The organism is Kitasatospora sp. NPDC098652, from assembly GCF_044760155.1.
Taxonomy (GTDB): domain Bacteria; phylum Actinomycetota; class Actinomycetes; order Streptomycetales; family Streptomycetaceae; genus Kitasatospora.
The window spans coordinates 99,941-117,429 of record NZ_JBIWAQ010000010.1 but is presented as its reverse complement, the minus strand read 5'-3'; the positions used below and the strand labels follow the sequence as shown (position 1 = coordinate 117,429).

16 protein-coding genes and 1 tRNA gene are annotated in these 17,489 nt (G+C 72.5%); 14 read left to right on the top strand and 3 right to left on the bottom strand.

Annotated elements, in window-relative coordinates:
- Nucleotides 1–78 precede the first annotated feature (78 nt).
- The 5 genes from ACIQWA_RS22370 to ACIQWA_RS22350 all read left to right on the top strand — a co-directional run bounded on the left by ACIQWA_RS22370 (nt 79) and on the right by ACIQWA_RS22350 (nt 4,181).
- Nucleotides 79–152: transfer RNA gene (locus ACIQWA_RS22370), tRNA-Gly, on the top strand.
- 537 nt (nt 153–689) lie between these two features.
- Entirely contained in the window at nt 690–947 is a 258-nt protein-coding gene (locus ACIQWA_RS22365) for a hypothetical protein (protein ID WP_402484985.1), read from the top strand.
- Nucleotides 947–2,155, top strand: a complete 1,209-nt coding sequence (locus tag ACIQWA_RS22360) for a putative T7SS-secreted protein (RefSeq protein ID WP_360227355.1) — start codon at nt 947–949, stop codon at nt 2,153–2,155. The genes ACIQWA_RS22365 and ACIQWA_RS22360 overlap by 1 nt, the downstream gene beginning before the upstream one ends.
- Nucleotides 2,156–2,169: 14 nt before the next feature.
- Entirely contained in the window at nt 2,170–2,514 is a 345-nt protein-coding gene (locus ACIQWA_RS22355; protein WP_360227352.1) for a DUF6086 family protein, read from the top strand.
- Between the two features lie 1,085 nt (nt 2,515–3,599).
- Nucleotides 3,600–4,181: a hypothetical protein gene (locus tag ACIQWA_RS22350; protein WP_402484982.1), complete on the top strand. Its 582-nt coding sequence runs from the start codon at nt 3,600–3,602 to the stop codon at nt 4,179–4,181.
- 488 nt (nt 4,182–4,669) lie between these two features.
- On the opposite strand, the gene ACIQWA_RS22345 is transcribed toward ACIQWA_RS22350, so the two are convergent.
- Complete coding sequence (locus ACIQWA_RS22345) at nt 4,670–5,338, bottom strand: response regulator (protein ID WP_402484980.1); 669 nt, start codon at nt 5,336–5,338, stop codon at nt 4,670–4,672.
- Nucleotides 5,335–6,567 (bottom strand): sensor histidine kinase, encoded by a 1,233-nt coding sequence (locus tag ACIQWA_RS22340; protein ID WP_402484977.1) that lies wholly within the window; start codon nt 6,565–6,567, stop codon nt 5,335–5,337. Before ACIQWA_RS22340 ends, ACIQWA_RS22345 begins: the two co-directional genes overlap by 4 nt.
- A gap of 412 nt (nt 6,568–6,979) precedes the next feature.
- On the opposite strand from ACIQWA_RS22340, the gene ACIQWA_RS22335 reads away from it, so the two are divergent.
- The 7 genes from ACIQWA_RS22335 to ACIQWA_RS22305 all read left to right on the top strand — a co-directional run bounded on the left by ACIQWA_RS22335 (nt 6,980) and on the right by ACIQWA_RS22305 (nt 13,783).
- The gene (locus tag ACIQWA_RS22335) at nt 6,980–7,540 is read left to right on the top strand and encodes a heme-binding protein (RefSeq protein ID WP_402484974.1); all 561 of its coding nucleotides are present in this window, start codon (nt 6,980–6,982) and stop codon (nt 7,538–7,540) included.
- A 195-nt stretch (nt 7,541–7,735) separates the two neighbouring features.
- Nucleotides 7,736–8,158 (top strand): hypothetical protein, encoded by a 423-nt coding sequence (locus ACIQWA_RS22330; RefSeq protein WP_402484971.1) that lies wholly within the window; start codon nt 7,736–7,738, stop codon nt 8,156–8,158.
- Between the two features lie 107 nt (nt 8,159–8,265).
- On the top strand, nt 8,266–9,213 hold the full coding sequence (locus tag ACIQWA_RS22325; protein WP_402485244.1) for an NAD(P)-dependent oxidoreductase: 948 nt from the start codon (nt 8,266–8,268) through the stop codon (nt 9,211–9,213).
- Nucleotides 9,214–9,353: 140 nt separating this feature from the next.
- Entirely contained in the window at nt 9,354–9,932 is a 579-nt protein-coding gene (locus tag ACIQWA_RS22320; protein ID WP_402484968.1) for a flavodoxin family protein, read from the top strand.
- 441 nt (nt 9,933–10,373) lie between these two features.
- Nucleotides 10,374–11,498 (top strand): LPXTG cell wall anchor domain-containing protein, encoded by a 1,125-nt coding sequence (locus ACIQWA_RS22315; RefSeq protein WP_402484966.1) that lies wholly within the window; start codon nt 10,374–10,376, stop codon nt 11,496–11,498.
- Nucleotides 11,499–11,703: 205 nt separating this feature from the next.
- Nucleotides 11,704–12,927: a hypothetical protein gene (locus tag ACIQWA_RS22310; protein ID WP_402484963.1), complete on the top strand. Its 1,224-nt coding sequence runs from the start codon at nt 11,704–11,706 to the stop codon at nt 12,925–12,927.
- 79 nt (nt 12,928–13,006) lie between these two features.
- Nucleotides 13,007–13,783: a MerR family transcriptional regulator gene (locus ACIQWA_RS22305; RefSeq protein ID WP_402484960.1), complete on the top strand. Its 777-nt coding sequence runs from the start codon at nt 13,007–13,009 to the stop codon at nt 13,781–13,783.
- Between the two features lie 129 nt (nt 13,784–13,912).
- On the opposite strand, the gene ACIQWA_RS22300 is transcribed toward ACIQWA_RS22305, so the two are convergent.
- Nucleotides 13,913–15,040, bottom strand: a complete 1,128-nt coding sequence (locus ACIQWA_RS22300; RefSeq protein ID WP_402484957.1) for a helix-turn-helix domain-containing protein — start codon at nt 15,038–15,040, stop codon at nt 13,913–13,915.
- Nucleotides 15,041–15,433: 393 nt separating this feature from the next.
- On the opposite strand from ACIQWA_RS22300, the gene ACIQWA_RS22295 reads away from it, so the two are divergent.
- Entirely contained in the window at nt 15,434–16,036 is a 603-nt protein-coding gene (locus tag ACIQWA_RS22295) for an RNA polymerase sigma factor (protein ID WP_402485242.1), read from the top strand.
- Complete coding sequence (locus ACIQWA_RS22290; protein WP_402484954.1) at nt 16,033–17,472, top strand: hypothetical protein; 1,440 nt, start codon at nt 16,033–16,035, stop codon at nt 17,470–17,472. Before ACIQWA_RS22295 ends, ACIQWA_RS22290 begins: the two co-directional genes overlap by 4 nt.
- Nucleotides 17,473–17,489: the final 17 nt, after the last annotated feature.

Here is a 17,489-nt window from a genome sequence, read left to right as displayed (position 1 = left end):
CCCGGGACCGGCCGTGCAACCACTGTCGCGGATGGGGTACAGTGACACTGGAATGAGCAGTCTCTGACGGCTCATCAGGCGGGCGTAGTTTAATGGTAGAACATGAGCTTCCCAAGCTTAGAGCGCGAGTTCGATTCTCGTCGCCCGCTCCAGCAGTAAAGGCCCAGGTCAACGACCTGGGCCTTTCGCATTGTCTAGACCAATCCGACTCCGCCCGCGCCAGATCCGTGCCCGAACGCGGCTGGGTGATCTTTGAAGTCACGCCTCTTCCGATCGCTGCGCGCCTGGAGGGCCGAGCCGCAGGGCGGCTCTCGGGGCGATGGAGGCGTTAGCGGCAGTGAGCCGGGCTGGCGGCGATCCTCTGCTCGGGAGAAGCGACTGTCACCGTGGCGAGCCGAGTCGTCGAGGCTGTGTGCCCCGTGAAGGTGGGGGCGCGGCTTGCTGCCGACCGCTGCTGTCCTGATCGGTGTGCTGATTCACAACTCTTGACCTCTATTTGGCAGTTGATCGATAGAAGATTCGATCATCCCATCGCAGGATGGGATAGGTCGCCGCGGTGGGTTCCACAGCGGCCGGGGCGGGATGTGATGTCGGCAGGGTGCAAGGGGGATGCGGTGCAAGACGGTTACTCGGTAGATCTGGGTGCGTTAAGGGAGGCGGCCGCAGGCGTGAATGGCACTCTCGAGCAGGTGAGCCAGCGGAAGGTCGCCGACATACCCCACGACCCGTCGGCGATCGGTCATGGCCACCTGGCGAGCACGCTGTCCGATTTCCTGAGTCGATGGAATCGTGGTGTGGACAACCTTGCCAAGGATGGCAAGGAGATCAGAAGTCGGCTGACGCTCAGTGTGAATGCGTACACCAAGGCTGAGCAGGACGCACACCAGCATGTCGTGCAGAGCGGCAACATGGTGACGGCTCCCGGGGCCGATCCCGGAGTGCGCTGATGGCGGCCGAACTCGGGACCACGAGCGATCCGAAGTCGTTGGTCCCCGGCAATCCGGCGGCGATCTACGCGACCGAGGCCGAACTGCGTTCCTATGGAGACCACCTGCATCAGGCAGGAGCCGGACTCCAACGGATCGACACGGTTGACGGCTGGCGTGGAGACGCCGGAGACGCCTTCCGCCACGCATTCCATGGGCAGCCGGGAAAGTGGCTCCAGGCTGGCGACGCATTTCACGATGCCGCAGACGCACTCAAGAGCTATGTCTCGACTCTGGTGTGGGCACAGGCCCAGGCAGCTACAGCGGTCAGTCAGTGGAACTCCGGCGACAAGGCAGCCGCGGGTGAAACGCTGCGCGGTGCCAGAGAACAACTGTCATCTGCTGGTGACAGTGCAGCTTCCAAAGTTGGGAAGGCCCGTGACCTGGCGCCGCCCAAGCCGGGCTTCTGGTCCCGCCTGGGCGACGACATTGGTGGGTTCTTCTCCGATGCCGGACATTTCGTCGAGAAAGCCGGAGAGGTGGTTCTTGGCGACCTCGCGTCGGTGGGCAACGCCATGGTGCATGACCCGGGTGCTGTGCTCCAGCTGGCAGGTGGGCTCGGCCTGGCCGTGCTCGGCGCGGGCGGCGAGATCGGCGGCTTCGCCCTCGACGTCACTGGTATCGGGGCGGTGCTGGGCGTGCCGGTCAACGTCATCTCAGCCGTGGCCATCACCGGCGGTCTCGGGATGGCCGGCGTTGGTCTGAACACGATCATGCATGACGCGGCTGGTCCAGATCGGGTCAACATGAACTCCGACGGCGGCGGTGGCGGTGGCGGAGGAGAGACCGGCGGCGAGCCTGTCTCGAATCGCGTCCGGCCCCCTCGGGAGGGTGACACCAACTACGTTGTCGACAATCCATCTGATCTTTCGGATACGATCACCGATATCGATCGGGTGGAGAACGGGACCCTCTGGGAGGAGAAGACGGCCACTGGCCAGGACCCGCGGATGGACCCCCAGAAGTGGGTGCAGAAGAATGTTGTCAAGAAGCTCGACTCCTATGTCCGCGCTCGTCCCTATCTTGAGGGTTACGAGAATGCCCCACTCGGAATGGACTTCACGGAGCCGGGAGCAACACCCCAGTTCAGGGCTGCGGTTGAACAAGCTGTCGAGGATTGGAAAGCCGCCAATCCGGGCGTGGATGTATCAGTTAGGTGGGCGCAGTGAGTTGTACTTTCCAGGTGGGGGACGAGATCGTGTGGGATCCGTCGAACACGGTGGCCAGGTTGTTCACCGGAGAGGCGGCGGCGGTGGCATCTGCTTTCGGGCTGCATTCGGGAATCGGTGAGATCATCGAGGACGAGTGCGAACTCGATATCCCGGTCCTGGAGGCCTTTGTCGCCGAACTCGTGCGGCGGTACCACGAGGCGACCCACCCGATCCTCCGATCGCTCACGGTGGGGTTCATCGCTACGGCGTCGGTGCTGGTCGAGCGGGCCGGCGGGCAGCTTCCGTCTGGTGAGCCGGACCAGGTCGCGGCCTGGGCCCAGTTGCGCCAGGAGCACGCAAGGTCGATGCCGCGCTGAACGGGACCGGACCGGTCGCGGGAGCGCCCTCGGCTATGTCTCTCTGCCGCGGGCACTCGTCGGCCAGTTCCACCGGATGGGTCGATACCGGGAACGCGGATGAGTGTGCTGCGGTGCCAGGAGCGGTCGTACCGGGCGCCGCAGCACACGGCGCTGCGCAGGTGTCCGCAGTTCGGCGACTGTGCAGTCCCAGGTGGTCATGGCCTACCTCGCACCCCACCGGCGTGCGACGGTCAGACGGTCGTCTCATTCTCGCCGTTCGCCGTGCGGTCTGGCACTCTACGGCCTGAACCGGCTGTTGCCTGGTGCCACGGCGTTGCCGGGCTCCGAGACGCTGGGCAAGTCCTGCCATGCGGGTAGCCGTCCGGGCGAATGCGTCATGGATCAGCCGTTCGCCGGTCCGTGTCGGCGGCGGGCGGCTGCACTTCCCGACGTAGTTCACGCCAAGCGCGAACGACACCGGTGGCCCTTTCCAAGACCACTCGCACCCTCTCTAGTAGGACGCCCACAAGCGAGACGCCCCAGATCAGGAGGACACTCCACTCGGCGATGGCTCCCAACACGACAGACCTCGAAAGGATGGCGGGCTGATCTCCCCAGCACCATCCTCCGAGCGGGCGCCAGCGAAGTCTGTACCTTTAGGGCGACATTTGATCGAATGCGTATTCGATCTGTCGAAGTCCTTCTGGTGCGGTTGCGGCGCGTGGCAGATCTGGGGCAGAACGGGCGGTGAAGGACGTGCAGCGGCGGTCAGCGCAGGGCGTCCGAAGGGCTGGTCGCACTGGTATCGGTGCAGGTCAGGAGTACTTTTGGGCCCGAAGGCCCAAAGATTCCCAAGCTTAGAGCGCGAGTTCGATTCTCGTCGCCCGCTCCGTACCGAGAGCCGCAGGTCATCTGACCTGCGGCTTTCGGCGTTTTGGGGGCGGCCGGGGCAGGGGCGTGCTGGGGTGGGGTGGGGGGTGGGCCGCGCCGGGTGGTGGGGTGCGGTGGGGCCCGGGCGGGGGAACTGTCCGTGCCCGGGTGCCGTCCAAGGAGTGACGGAATGCCTGCCCGGGTTGAACGCCGGGGGGAGTACGGAGGGCCCTGTGCAGTCAGGTGGTGCCGAGCTGAACCTGGGGTGCCCGGACGGTTTCCGCGCTGGTGCGGTGGCCGTGCCGGACTGGTGGCCGGTGTTGGCCCCGGATGTGACGGTCGATCAACTCGACGCCGGGGAGCGGTGCGAGGAGCTGCTGCGGGAGACCGTGGAGGCCCTCCGGCCGGTGCCGGCGTGGCAGGAGGCGGTGCCCCGGGCGGGGGTGCGGTTGGCGGCGCCGGGGCGGCGCGGGCCCGAGGTGCTCTGGTACGTGACCCGGGGGCGGGACCTCTTGACCGTCGTGTCGCCGGGCCGGCGGGCGGAGCTGGCGGGCACGGTGGAGCGGCTGTGGCGGCGGCGGGGGTGGACGATCACCTCGTTGAACGCCGGGCGGGACCGGCCCGGGGTCGCCGCGACGACTCGGGACGGTTCCCAACTGGTGCTGTGCTTCGGTGAGTTCGGTGAGATCCGAGTGACCGCGAGCCTGCTCGGGGTGGCCCGCTCGGAGCGGGTGCCCGAACTGCCGGGAGCGGGTGAGCCCGATCCGGCTCCGCTGCCGTACGTGCACTGCGCGTACTGGAGCGCGCTGGTGTGACGGGTGGGGCGGGTTACGGGGGAGGCGTGGAGCGAGTCCCCCCGGACCCGCTCCACGCCGCCACGTCGCGCGGCTTCGGCGCTGCCGCTCCCCCCGACACCCCGGCAGCCTCGCCGTTCCCCCCTGGCACCACTCTCCGGCGAGAGCGTCCGCACAGACCCGGCGAGTCCCCACCCCCGGGGACGTCGTGTTCTCACGCTAACAAACCGCGTGGTTGGTTTGTCAATAGTGAGATCCACGAAAAATCCACAATCGTGGCGATGTGGTCGGGTCGGTGTGATGGGCGTCCCACCAGGCAGTTGTGACCTCGTCAGGGGTGCCCGCGGTCGGCCCCGAGGCCGTACCGCCCGCCCGGGACGCGAGGAGCGCGCGGCCTGGAAGCCGACATTCCATGCATCATGACAGCACGGAGTGACACCGCGCGAGTGCCCAGCGCAGTGGAGGGGTGGGTCCGACGGGCTCGCCGGGGCAGGCGGGCCGGGGCGCGGTCAGCGCAGCAGCCGGCGCTCCTTGGCCACCGCCACCGCGCCCGCCCGGGTGTCCACGCCCAACTTGTCGTAGATCCGGCCGAGGTGGGTCTTCACCGTCGCCTCGCTGATGAACAGCGCCCGGGCGATCTCCCGGTTGCCCAGCCCCCGCGCCAGCTGTTCGAGGATGTCCTGCTCGCGCTCGGTGAGCTGCGGCGCGGGCGCCCGCATCTGCGCCATCACCCGGGAGGCGACCGGCGGGGAGAGCACCGTCCGGCCCCGGGCGGCCGCGTGGACGGCGGCGAACAGCTCCTCCGGCCGCTCGGCCTTCAACAGGTAGCCGGTGGCCCCGGCCGCGATGGCCCGGGTGATGTCGGCGTCGGTGTCGTACGTGGTGAGGACCAGGACGTGCGGCCCGCCCGGGGCGGCGGTGATCCGCCGGGTGGCCTCCACGCCGTCGATGCCCTCGCCGAGCTGGAGGTCCATCAGCACGACCTGCAGGGCCAGTCCGGCCGCCAGTGCGACGGCCTCCTCCCCGGTGCTCGCCTCGCCGACCACCTCGATGTCGCCCGCGCTGGCGAGCAGCGCCAGCAGGCCGGCCCGGACCACCGCGTGGTCGTCGCAGACCAGCAGCCGGACGGCGGCGGAGCCGTCCGGTGCGTCGCTCGACGGGGTGCGCGCTGCGGTCATCGGTGCTCCAGGGGGATCGCGGCGGAGACGACGGTGCCCTCGCCGGGGGTGCTCTCCACGGTCAGCGTGCCACCCAGCTGCCGCAGCCGGGCGCGCATGGCCGGCAGGCCGTACCCGCGGGTGCCGCCGGTCGCGCGGTGCCCGCCCGCCGCCGGGTCGAAGCCCTGCCCGTCGTCGGCGACGTCCAGTACGGCCTGGTCGCCCAGGAAGGACAGGGTGATCGCGGCCGCCGAGGCCCCGGCGTGCTCCCGGACGTTGGCCAGCGCGCCCTGGGCGATCCGCAGCAGCGCGGACTGCACGGCCGCCGGCAGCGGGACGGGCGCGCCGTCCAGGTGGAAGCGGACCGGCAGCCCGCTCTCCGCGGACTCCCGTTCGGCCAGCGCCCGCAGCGCGCGGTCCAGGGTGCCGCCGTCGGCGAGTTCGGCCGGGGCGAGGTCATGGACGAAGCGGCGGGCCTCGGCGAGGTTGCGGGCGGCCACCTCGGCGGCGGTGCGGACGTGGGTACGGGCGGTCGCCGGGTCGGTGTCCCAGGTGCGGTCGGCGGCCTGCAACAGCATCTGCTGGCTGGACAGGCCCTGCGCCAGGGTGTCGTGGATCTCCATCGCCAGCCGCTCGCGCTCGGCGAGCGTGCCCTCGCGCCGTTCGGTGGCGGCGAGTTCGCGCCGGGTGCGGACCAGGTCGGCGATCAGCGCGCGCTGCCGGGCGGCCTGCCGGGCCATGAACAGGAACACCCCGGTGGCCAGCGCGGCCACCGCGGGCGGCAGCAGGACGAGGGTGGCGTCCGTGGTGCCGGGCAGCCGGACCTCGGCGATCACCACGAGCAGCGTCAGGGCCGCGACCAGCGGGATCGCGGCCTTCGCGGGCAGTGCCCGCAGGCCGGTGTAGATCAGCGGGACGGCGCACCAGGCGAAGCTCGGCGCGAGCAGCACCAGCACCACCCAGAGCGCGACCACCAGCGCCAGCGGCCACCGGCGCGGCCGGCCCGGCGGGGTCGGACGGCGGTGGTCGAGCCAGGAGGCGGCCGGCTGGGCGACGGCCAGGGCGGCGCTTAGCCCGATCACCCAGGGGATCCGGGGGCTCCCGGCGTGGTGGGTGAGGTAGCGGCTGAGCGCGGCGGCGAGCAGCAGCAGGAAGGCGGAGTCCAGCAGCAGCGCCAGCCGTCCGGCGTCCGGGTCGCCGGCGTCGAGCCCGCCCGGGGGCGGACCGGCGGACGGGCGGGGCTGCTGCACGGGGGCTCCTGGGGCTACGTACGGGCTCCGGACGGGGCTCGGCCGACGGCGCGGCTGGGGCTCGGCCGACGGTGCTCAGGGCCCGGCCGATGGCCGATGGCCGATGGCCGAGCAGTGTCGGGCGGAGCGGTGAGGACCGGCGCCCGGTGCGCCGACCTGCGCCGACCTGCGCCGATCCCTCGATGCTGACCCGTCCGGCTCGGTCCCGCATCAGCCGATCGGTTGACACCGGCGTCCCCCATCATGCCCGGACGGTCGCGCCGGACCGTCGATGCCGCGCGCCCGGTTCCGGCCGGAGGATCGGAGCAGAGCCGGGCGGTCCCCCCGCCGCCCGGCCCTGAACCCGCCGCGGCCCCCGTGGACCCTGCGGACCCCGCGGCCCCGCCGTCCCGTTGAGTTGAGGAGCTGGACCATGAAGAAGACCTCCGTGCGCACCCGGGTGCTGACCGGCACCGTCGCCGTCGCCGCACTCGCCGCCGCCGGTGTCGGCGCCGTCTCGGCCAGCGCCGAGACCACCGAGACCCCGGCCGCGCCGGCCGCGGTGAAGGTCGACACCCAGAACAAGAACCTCGCCCAGAGCACCGGCCTGACCATCGACGCCGCCACCCGCGCCGCCCAGGCCGCCCTGGACGCGGCGACCAAGGCCGGCCAGCACGTCTCCGTCGCCGTGGTCGACCGGGACGGCGTCACCCGCGTGCTGCTCAAGGGCGACGGCGCCGGCCCACAGGCCCCGGAGTCGGCCGAGCGCAAGGCCTTCACGGCGGTCTCCTGGAACGCCCCGACCTCGGAGCTGGCCAAGCGCCTGGCCCAGGCCCCGAACCTCAAGGACATCCCCGGCACGCTGTTCCTGGCGGGCGGCGCCCCGGTGCAGGCCAAGGGCGCTCCGGTCGCCGGCATCGGTGTCGCGGGCGCGCCCAGCGGGGACCTGGACGAGCAGTTCGCGCAGGCCGGCGTGGCCGCCCTGGCGAAGTGACCCGCTCCGGTCGGCCGGCCCGCCGCCGGGGCCGACCGGCCGGGCGAACTCCCGTACCCGGCACCCGCCGTGCTCCCGGCCGACGGCCCGCGGTGGAACTCGTTCGGGTGAACAAGGGGAGGGTCGCCGCAGAACAGGCGGTGACCCTTTGAAAAGCCGGTGTCGTTGTCAGTGCCGCGTGGCAGGCTTCCCGGTATGACGGCGTGGACCCTCAACGACATCGAACGTGCGATCCGCTCCTCCTGGGGTGTCGACACCTGCGCGCCCGAGGACCAGGCCCGCTGGCGTCCCGACAATCCCGCCCGCGGCCAGTGCGGTGTGACGGCCATGGTGGTGCACGACCTGCTCGGCGGCGAGCTGATGATGGGCGAGGTGCACGTCGACGGGGTCCGGACGGACCTCCACTGGTGGAACCGCTTCGCCACCGGCTTCGAGATCGACCTCACCCGGGAGCAGTTCGGCCCGGGCGAGCTGGTCGGCCCCGGTCGCCCGGTCGCCCGCCCGGCCCGCCCCGGTCGGCTCCAGGCCCAGTACGAGCTGCTGCGCCACCGCGTGGTCACCGAGCTGGAGCGCGGCGCCTCCGCCGACCGTCTCCGCCGCCCGGCCCGGGTCGCGTAGCCGCCTGGCCCGGGTCACGTAGCCACCCGGCCGGCGCGGCGGGGTCGGCCCGAGCGTCCCCGGCCCGAGCGTCCCCGGCCCGGACGTCCCCGGCCCACCGAACTCCCCTGACGTACAGTCGATTCCGGACGGACCAACGTCCGGGTGACGGCGGCGAACGGAGTGCGCGGATGAGCGGGGCGACGGTCGGTTTCGTGGGGCTGGGCGCGATGGGGCAGGGCATGGCCGGCAGTCTGCTGCGCGCCGGCCACGCCGTACGGGTCTGGAACCGCTCGCCCGAGCCGGTGGCCGCCCTGGTGGCCCAGGGCGCCGAGGCGGCCGGCTCGCTCGCCGAGGTGTTCGCCGCCGACACGGTGGTCTCGATGCTGGCCAACGACCAGGCGGTCGAAGGGCTGCTGCTCGACCCCGGGCTGCTGGCGGGCGCGAAGGCGACCCTGCACGTCAACATGGCCACCGTCTCGCTCGCCCTGGCCGAGCGGGCCGAGGCACTGCACGCCGAGCACGGCATCGGCTACGTCGCCGCGCCCGTCCTCGGCCGCCCGCCGGCCGCGGCGGCGGGGAAGCTCAACCTCCTGGTGGCGGGCGCACCCGAACTGCTGGACCGGGCCGAGCCCCTGTTCGCCGCGATGGGCGAGCGCAGCTGGCACTTCGGCGACCGCCCGGCGCAGGCCAACACCGCCAAGATCAGCACCAACTTCCTGCTGGCCTGCGCGATCGAGTCGATGGCCGAGGCGTGCAGCCTGGCCGAGGCCCACGGGGTCCGGCCCACCGACCTGGTCGAGATGCTCAGCGGCACGGTCTTCCCCGGGCCGGTCTACTCCGGCTACGGCTCGATGGTGGCCGAACGCCGCTACGAGCCGGCCGGGTTCCGGCTGCCGCTCGGGCTCAAGGACGTCGGCCTGGCCCTGGAGGCCGGGGCCGCGAAGCACGTCCCGCTGCCCTTCGGTGGCATCCTGCGGGACGCCTTCCTGGACGCGCTGGCGCACGGCGACGGCGAGAAGGACTGGGCGGCCGTCGCCGAGGTCGCCCGCCGCCGGGCCGGGCTGCCGGACTGACCGACGCCCGCCCCCGCTCCCGCCCACTCCCGCTCCGGAGTCGGAGCCGGAGCTGGGAGGAGCGGGGCGGGCGGTGGAATACCCGGCGGTCCGCCGGTGCTCGTTCGGGTGTCCACAGCACCTGATCAGGGGGAGTACCGATGACCGACCAGCCGTCCGGCGCCGGGGCGCCGCGCCGTTTCCTGTTCCTGGACGCGAGCTCGCGCGTCGACGGAAACACCGCACAACTCGCCCGGCTGGCCGCCGAGTCGAGCCTGCCCGAGGGCGCCGAGCAGCAGTGGCTGCGGCTCGACGACCACCCGCTGCCGCCCTTCCAGGACCTGCGGCACACCGGTGACGGCCGCTACCCGGAGCCGGTTGGACACGAACGGACGCTGCTGGAGGCCACCTTGGCGGCCACCGACCTGGTCCTCGTCGCGCCGCTGTACTGGTACACGATGCCGACCAGCGCCAAGCTCTACCTCGACTACTGGTCGGCCTGGTTCCGGGTGCCCGGGGTGGACTTCCGGGACGGGATGCGCGGGGGCACGCTGTGGGACGTCACCGTGCTGGCCGGCACCGAGGAGCACGTCCAGCCGCTGATCGGCACCCTCAAACTGACCGCCGAGTACATGGGGATGCGCTGGGGCGGCGCGCTGATCGGCAACGGCACCCGCCCGGGGGACGTCCTGCGCGACGAGCAGGCGCTGATCGCGGCCAAGTCCTTCTTCGCGGGCTGACCCGATCGACGACGGCCGGGGTCGGCCACCTGACGTCGTCCGACGCCACCTGACGCCACCTGACGCCACCTGGTGTCACCTGACGTCGCGCGCGACGCGACCCGACCCCGACCGTCGCCCCGGGCCCCGCCGCCCCCGCCCCGGCCCCCGCCACGGACCGATGCATTCGCGCCACCCGGGCCCGTGCGCTACCGTCCTCCCGGGCGTGTACCCGTCACTTTGCGGCCGCCCTTGTCGGGGTGCAAAAGCCCTACCGGCGGACGGAGTTGGGCGATTCGGACGCCCCGGGCCCGGCCGTACGACGGAACCGGGCACCCGCCTTCCGAAGTGGCCGAATCGTTCGGTACTCTCCGTCGGACTTTCAGCTTCGCGGGGGAGTAGCGGCGTCTGTGGCCGCCCCCTCGCGCCCGGGCCTCGCCCGGACACTTCCGTGAGGTCTCCTTGTCCATACGTCGCAGTCTTGCCCTGGCCGGCGTCGCCGCGCTCACGTCCTCGCTGGTGCTCACCGGCGCCCAGGGCGCCATGGCCGTCGGCTCCACCGGCACCCCGTCCGCCGCCGCTCAGGCCGCGCAGGCGAAGCACCAGAACCTCGACCTCTCGGTGCGGGGCGTCCCGAACACCTTCGTCGCCGGCGGTGACGCCCGCGTCTTCTCCTACCGGATCCAGAACTCGACGGAGAACGACTTCGTCGCCTTCCCGCTCCTCAAGTTCAAGAACAAGGCCGGCACGCTCAAGGCCAAGGACCTGAAGGTCGAGTACCAGCTGCCCGGCAGCGGCACCTGGCGGACCGGCTCGATCGCGCCCGGCGGCGGTGACGGCGACGACAGCGCGGTGCTGATCCTGCTCGGCGGCGTGAACGACGGCGGTCCCGCCGACGACGCGCTGCTCTACCTCGCCCAGGGCAAGCGGATCGACATCGACGTCCGGGTCTCCTTCACCAAGGACACCCCGCTGGGCAAGGCCGGCGTCGTCCCGGTGGTCTTCTCGGCCAACGCCGACGACGAGTCCGACAACGGCCACTTCAGCTGCGAGGGGATCAAGGGCGCCGGCTTCACCATCAAGGCCGGTGGCGGCGGCAAGCCCACCCCGACCCCCACCCCCACCAAGACCGGCAAGCCGACCCCGAGCACCAGCGCGTCGCCCTCGGCCACGACGACGGGGACCCCCACCACGGCCCCGACCACTCCGGCCCCGACCACTCCGGCGCCGACCACCTCGGCCCCGACCACCCCCGCGCCGACCACCCCGGCCACCGGCACCGCCTCGCCGTCGGCCTCGCCGACCGACTCCGGCGCGACCACCACCCCGGCCCCGACCGCCGGCAGCACCGACGTGCAGCAGCCGATCGACTTCCCGGTGGACGTCCCGAAGGTCACCCCGCCGAAGATCACCCCGGCCGTCGTCACCAAGGCCAAGACGGCCGCCGCCGACGCCGACAAGACCCTCGCCACCACCGGTGGCGGTGACAACACCACCATGATCGCGGCCGCCGGTGGCGCGGTCCTGGTCGCCGGTGTCGGCACCCTCGTGGTGCTCCGCCGCCGCAAGGCCGGCCGGCAGGGCTGATCCGGGCCCGCCCCGGGACCGACCCGGAGGGGCTCCCGCTGAGGGACCCCACTGCCGCCCGACCGCCGTCGGGGACGGACCTCCGTCCCCGACGGCGCGGTGCCGCCGCTCCCCAGCGGGCGGCGGCGCCGGGCGGAACGGGCTGTTCTCCTCCGTCACATAGGATGTCCGGCCGGAGGGGGCGGAACGGCGGGGAGAGGTACAGGTGCGGGGAGATCGCACGGCACGGGCCACCACCGACTACGAAGCCACGACCGGTCGGATCGCGGGTCTACCGCTCCGCCGACACCACGTGCTGCTGACGGCGTGGACGGTGCTCTGGTTCTTCCTGGTGGAGCCCAGCGGCGGCTTCTCCTGGCACTACCTGCGCCAGGGCGAACAACTGCTGTTCAGCAGCCAGCCCGACGGCGGCCTCTCGCTCTACGCCCACCACCCCGAGCTGCAGATCGGCCCGGTCAGCCTGGCCGCCGCCCGGCTCACCGCCCCGTTCTCGCCGCACGCCGGCCAGCTGATCGCCGAGGCGGCGAGCGCCGGGCTCGGCCTGGTGATGCTGGTGCTGGTCGGCCGCACCGCCGCCCTGTACTACCTCGGCACCGGTACCAACCACCGCCGGCTCCAGCAGCGGCTGCTGATCGCCGGGCTGGCGTTCATCCCGATGTGGGTCGAGGTCTCGGTCCGCTTCGCGCACCTGGACGACGTCCTCGCGCTGTTCTTCACCACCCTCGCCGCGCACGCCTTGGCCCGCGGCAAGTCCGTCCAGACCGGGATCTTCCTGGCCCTGGCGGTCGATTCCAAACCCTGGGCGATCGCCTTCGCCCCGCTGATCCTGGCCCTGCCCCGGCCCGTCTGGCTGCGCACCGCGCTCTGGTTCTGCCTGCTGGTCGCGATCGCCTGGCTGCCGTTCTACCTGGGCAACCTGGACACCCTGGCGGCGGCGAAGTTCACCATCCCGAACCAGCCCGCCTCCGCGCTGCGCTGGTTCGGGGTCACCGACCCGGCCACCCCCTGGTGGGACCGCCCGACCCAGTTCGCGCTCGGCATCGGCCTCGGCTGCGTGGCCGTCTGGCGGGGGCGCTGGCCGGCCGTGGTGCTGCTCGGGGCGGACGCCCGGATCCTGCTCGACCCGAGCGTCTACACGTACTACACGGCCTCGATCCTGCTCGGCACCCTGCTCTGGGACGCGGTCGGGCAGAAGCGGCTGGTCCCGTGGTGGAGCTGGATCGCGCTGGCCGCGCTGTACGGCGGCACACTGCTCCTGCCGTCCGACGCGGCCCGTGGCTTCGTCCGGCTCGCCTTCGTGGTGGTCTCCGCCGCGTACGTGCTGTTCTGGCCCACCCAGCGGTCCCGCCGGCCCCGGCCGCCGACGCAGGACGGGGAGGGCCGCCGGCGCGCCGCCCGGCGGCGCGAGCGGGAGCTGGTCGACGCCTGAGGCCTCCCGGGAAACACGGCTTGACCCTCACGCGACGTGAGAGCGGAGGGTGGTGGTCACCACCAGGGAGGAGCTCCGGATGAACGGGGACGCGGGTTACCCGGTCGGCGCCGTGGCGAAGATCGCCAAGGTGACCGTCCGCACCCTGCACCACTACGACGAGATCGGACTGCTGTCCCCCGCGGGACGCACCCGGGCCGGCTACCGCCGGTACGTGGACGCCGACCTCGACCGGTTGCAGCAGATCCTGTTCTACCGCGAGCTCGGATTCGCCCTGGAGGAGATCGCGGCGATCCTGGACGACGACTCGGTCAGCCCGACCGAGCACCTCCGGCGTCAGCACCGACTGCTGACCGACCGGATCAGTCACCTCCAGGAACTCGCCTCAGCCGTCGAACACGCCATGGAGGCACGCAGGATGGGCATTCAGCTGACCCCGGAGGAGAAGTTCGAGATCTTCGGCGAGGGCTACCAGGAGGAGTGGGAGCAGGAGGCCGAGCAGCGCTGGGGGAACACCGAGGCCTGGGCCGAGTCCCAGCGCCGCACCGGCGGCTACACCAAGGCCGACTGGCAGCGGATCCAGGAGGAGACGAGCGGGCTCAACGCCCGTCTGGCCGCGGCCGTCACCGCCGGCGAGCCCGCCGACGGCACCGCGGCCATGGACCTCGCCGAGGAGCACCGGCAGCACATCTGCCGGAACTTCTACGACTGCACGTTCACCATCCACCGCGGCCTCGCCTGCCTGTACGTCGAGGACCAGCGCTGGACCACCACCTACGAGGAGCTGGCCCCCGGCCTGGCGCGGTGGCTGCACGACGCCATCGTCGCCAACGCCGACCGGCACGAGAAGGCGTAGTGGTACGGGGGCGCGCAGCGGTACGGGGGGCGCGCAGCGGCGCGGGGGTTCGCTGCGCGCCCCGCTGGGTGTCCCCGTCGGGCGACCCCGCCTGGCGCCCTCGCTAGGTGACCTCGCCAGGCGACCCCGCTAGGCGACCCCGCGCCCGAAGGAGCGCCGGTAGGCGGTCGGCGAGGTGCGCATCACCCGGCCGAAGTGGTGGCGGAAGGTCGCGGCGCTCTCGAAGCCGACCGCCGCGGCGACCTCCTCCACCGTGCCCTCCGGCGACTCCAGCAGCGTCAGACTGGCCGCGATGCGCTGGGTGACGACCCAGCGCATCGGGCTGGTGCCGTTGCGGGCGGTGAAGTGCCGCAGGTACGAGCGGTCCGACATCCGGGCGGCCCGGGCCAGCACCGAGACGGTGAGCGGCTCGGCCAGGTGGTCCAGCGCCCACTGCATGCTGCGGGCGATCCCGTCCTCGTCCTCCTCGACCGGACGGACCGCGGCCTCGATGAACTGCGCCTGCCCGCCGTCCCGGTGCGGCGCCACCACGAAGCGGCGGGCCACGTTGTTGGCCACCTTGGCGCCGTGGTCCCGGCGCACCAGGTGCAGGCACAGGTCGATCCCGGCGGCGCTGCCCGCGCTGGTCAACACGTCGCCGTGGTCGACGTACAGCACGTCCGGGTTGACCCGCACCCGCGGGTACCGCTGCTGGAGCAGGTCGGCGTACCGCCAGTGGGTGGTCGCCTCCTTGCCGTCCAGCAGTCCGGCGGCGGCCAGCGCGAAGGCGCCCGAGCAGATCGAGACGATCCGGGCGCCGCGTTCGTGCGCCGTCCGCAGCGCCTCGACCAGGCCGGGGGAGACTTCGCCGCCGAAGGCGTTGCGTACGCCGGGGACGATGACGGTGTCGGCCGCGGCGAGTTCGTCCAGGCCGTGCCGGGCGGTCAGCGCGAAGCCGCCCACCGCGTCCAGGGGCGTGCCCGGCCGGTCCGCGCACACCTTGAGTCCGTACCAGGGCGCGGCCAGCAGCCCGCCCAGCTCGGGCCGGGCCAGCCCGAACACCTCCACCACCACGCCGAGTTCGAACGGTGCCATGCCATCGAAGGCGTACACCGCGAGGTCGTGCACGGGCTCCGGGCGGCGGCCGATGGCGACGGCCACCGGCCGCGGCCGGGCGGGCCGGTCCGCGGCGAACTCCTCGGCGCCATCCGCGGCGACATCCGCGACGACATCCTCGGCAACCTGCTGGGTGACCTGTCCGGCGATCTGCTCGGCCATGCGAACCCCCTGCTCACGGGTGGCGGAACTGCCGGTGAGTGTAGTCGTCGCGGCCCTCCGGGAACTTCCCGCGAATCCCCCTGCAACCTCCACCCGTGCCACACGTCCATCAATACGGGGGCGGAGGGATCCGGGTGGAACACGGCTGCGAGGATCTCCCGATCACGATCTTCATCAGGTGCCTGACGGTCGGGCGAGCACGCCGCCACACCGTCCTGGGGGAAAGCAGAACCGCACATGTCCATGGCCATCGGCCCGTCCGCCGCGCCACGGTGGGGGCGCGGCTTCTCCGTCCGTGGAACCCGTGGAACCCGTGGAACCCGTGGAACCCGCGGAGCACGTGGAGTCCGCGGAGTCCGGGAAGTCCGGGGAGTCCGCGGAGCGGTCGTCGCGCTGTTCGGTGCGCAGGAGGTCGGTCTGCCGGCCTCCACGCCCGCCGCGGAGCAGCAGCCGGCGCCGCGCCGCGCCGGCTTCCGGCTGGTGCGCGGCGGCCGCGGGCCCGCGGCGGACCGGCCCACGCTGACCGACCTGTACCACGCCCACCGGCTGGGCCTGGTCCGGATGGCGGTGCTGCTGGTCGACCACCAGGACCTGGCCGAGGACGTCGTGCAGGAGGCCTTCACCCAGCTCTACCAGCGGCACGGCGAGCACCTGGACGACCTCGACAACGCGCTCGGATACCTGCGGACCTCGGTGGTCAACGGCGCCCGCTCGATGCTGCGCCGCCGCAGGACCGCCCGGGAGTACGTGCCCCCGCACGAGGCCGACGCCCCCTCCGCCGAGGACCACGCGGTGCTCAACGACGAGCACCGACGGGTGCTCGTCGCCCTGCAGGAGTTGACCCCCCGCCAGCGTGAGGTGCTGGTGCTGCGCTACTGGTCCGACATGTCGGAGGCCCAGATAGCCGAGACCCTGGGGCTCTCCCGGGGCGCCGTGAAGTCCACTGCCAGCCGGGGCCTGGACGCCCTGGAGAAGCACCTGGAGAAGGTTCGATGACCGACAAGTTCTCCCGCCCGGGCGGCGGTGACGACGGCGGGCCGGCCGAGACCGCTACCGAACGGCTGCTCCGCGAGGCGATGGACGCCCGTGCGTCCCTGATCACCGTCCACGACCTGCGCCCGGCCGCACCCCCGCGGGGCCGGGTCCGCAGGCTCCGCCCGGTGTACCTGACCGCTGTGCCGATCCTCGCCCTGGCCGCCTCCCTGGGGATCGGCCTGCTCGCCTTCCACGGCGACCCGGTCGCCAAGCAGGACGTCCCCCCGCCCCCGGCCGCGAGCATCACCACGCCCCCGACCCCCAAGCCGGACGCGACCCCCACCCCGGACGCGTCGCCCACCCCCGACGGGACCGCCACCACGACCGGCGGTCCCGCCACGGACCGGCCGCTCGCCGACGCCGTCCCGTCCTCCTCCGGCTCGGGCGTGCCGACCGGGCCGGGCACGCCGTACACCTTCCGCGGCGTCAGGTTGAAGGTGCCGGCCGGCTGGAAGGCCGTACCGCTCTCGGACCGGGCGCTCTGCCTGCTGAGCCCGGGCGCGCCGTCGGATCCGCAGCGGAACTGGTCGTCGGCCGTGTGCGCGCCGTACGGCGTCCAGGTCACGGTCTACAGCTCGGCGGGCGAACTCGAGGGCGGTGCCTGGCCGACGACCGCCGACCTGGACGCCCCGGCCGGCTGGGCGCACCAGGGCAGTTGCCCGGTCTGGGGCAACCCGCACCCGCCGGCGGCGGGGGAGATGAACAGCGCCGGTCCGACGAAGAGCACGGTCACCGTGGCGGGGAGCCCGGCGGTCAGGTCGCAGTGGCAGGTCACCTGCGGCAGCGACTCCTTCACGACCCAGCTGTGGGCCCTGCCCAAGGACCAGGTCTTCGTCTCGGCGCAGGGGCTCAAGTCCGACTACCAGCCCGGGCTGGCGTCCATCGTCAACAGCCTGGACCCGAGCGGCCACCAGGCCCCGGTGGCGGCGGGGCCCGGCCCGAACGACCTCGCGGTCAGCATCGACGGGCTCGGCTCCGGCCAGCAGTTGCGGATCGGCAGCGCGGTCGCCACCTTCTCGGTGACCTTCCGGAACACCGGGCAGGGGACCTACGACCAGGTCCAGCCGCTGGTCTTCACGGACCGCTACGGGGGCACGCCGACCACGGCCGGCCAGCTGCTGCCCAACGACGGCAAGCTGGAGGTGCAGACGGACGGCGGCTGGTCGGCCCGGGCGATGTCCCGGGGGAGCGACATGTCCTACGCGGTGGCGCAGGACCAGGACGTCTTCTCGCTGGGCCCGGGGCAGAGCAAGCGGCTGACCTACCGGCTGACGATCGGGCCCAAGGACGGGACCGGGGACATGCCGCTGAGGGCGCAGGCCCTGGTGCCGTACCGCGGCAGCGGCGACCAGACCGTGCTCGGGCACCAGGACATCGCGCTCAGGATCGTCCAGTAGCGGTAGCAGTAGCAGTA

What these genes read in the sequence shown, in the direction of transcription:
- ACIQWA_RS22330 (WP_402484971.1), top strand. Translation starts at nt 7,736, where the DNA reads ATGACGGCGTGGACCCTCAACGACATCGAACGTGCGATCCGCTCCTCC.
- ACIQWA_RS22320 (WP_402484968.1), top strand. Translation starts at nt 9,354, where the DNA reads ATGACCGACCAGCCGTCCGGCGCCGGGGCGCCGCGCCGTTTCCTGTTC.
- ACIQWA_RS22300 (WP_402484957.1), bottom strand. Translation starts at nt 15,040, where the DNA reads ATGGCCGAGCAGATCGCCGGACAGGTCACCCAGCAGGTTGCCGAGGAT.
- ACIQWA_RS22290 (WP_402484954.1), top strand. Translation starts at nt 16,033, where the DNA reads ATGACCGACAAGTTCTCCCGCCCGGGCGGCGGTGACGACGGCGGGCCG.
- ACIQWA_RS22305 (WP_402484960.1), top strand. Translation starts at nt 13,007, where the DNA reads ATGAACGGGGACGCGGGTTACCCGGTCGGCGCCGTGGCGAAGATCGCC.
- ACIQWA_RS22345 (WP_402484980.1), bottom strand. Translation starts at nt 5,338, where the DNA reads ATGACCGCAGCGCGCACCCCGTCGAGCGACGCACCGGACGGCTCCGCC.
- ACIQWA_RS22360 (WP_360227355.1), top strand. Translation starts at nt 947, where the DNA reads ATGGCGGCCGAACTCGGGACCACGAGCGATCCGAAGTCGTTGGTCCCC.
- ACIQWA_RS22335 (WP_402484974.1), top strand. Translation starts at nt 6,980, where the DNA reads ATGAAGAAGACCTCCGTGCGCACCCGGGTGCTGACCGGCACCGTCGCC.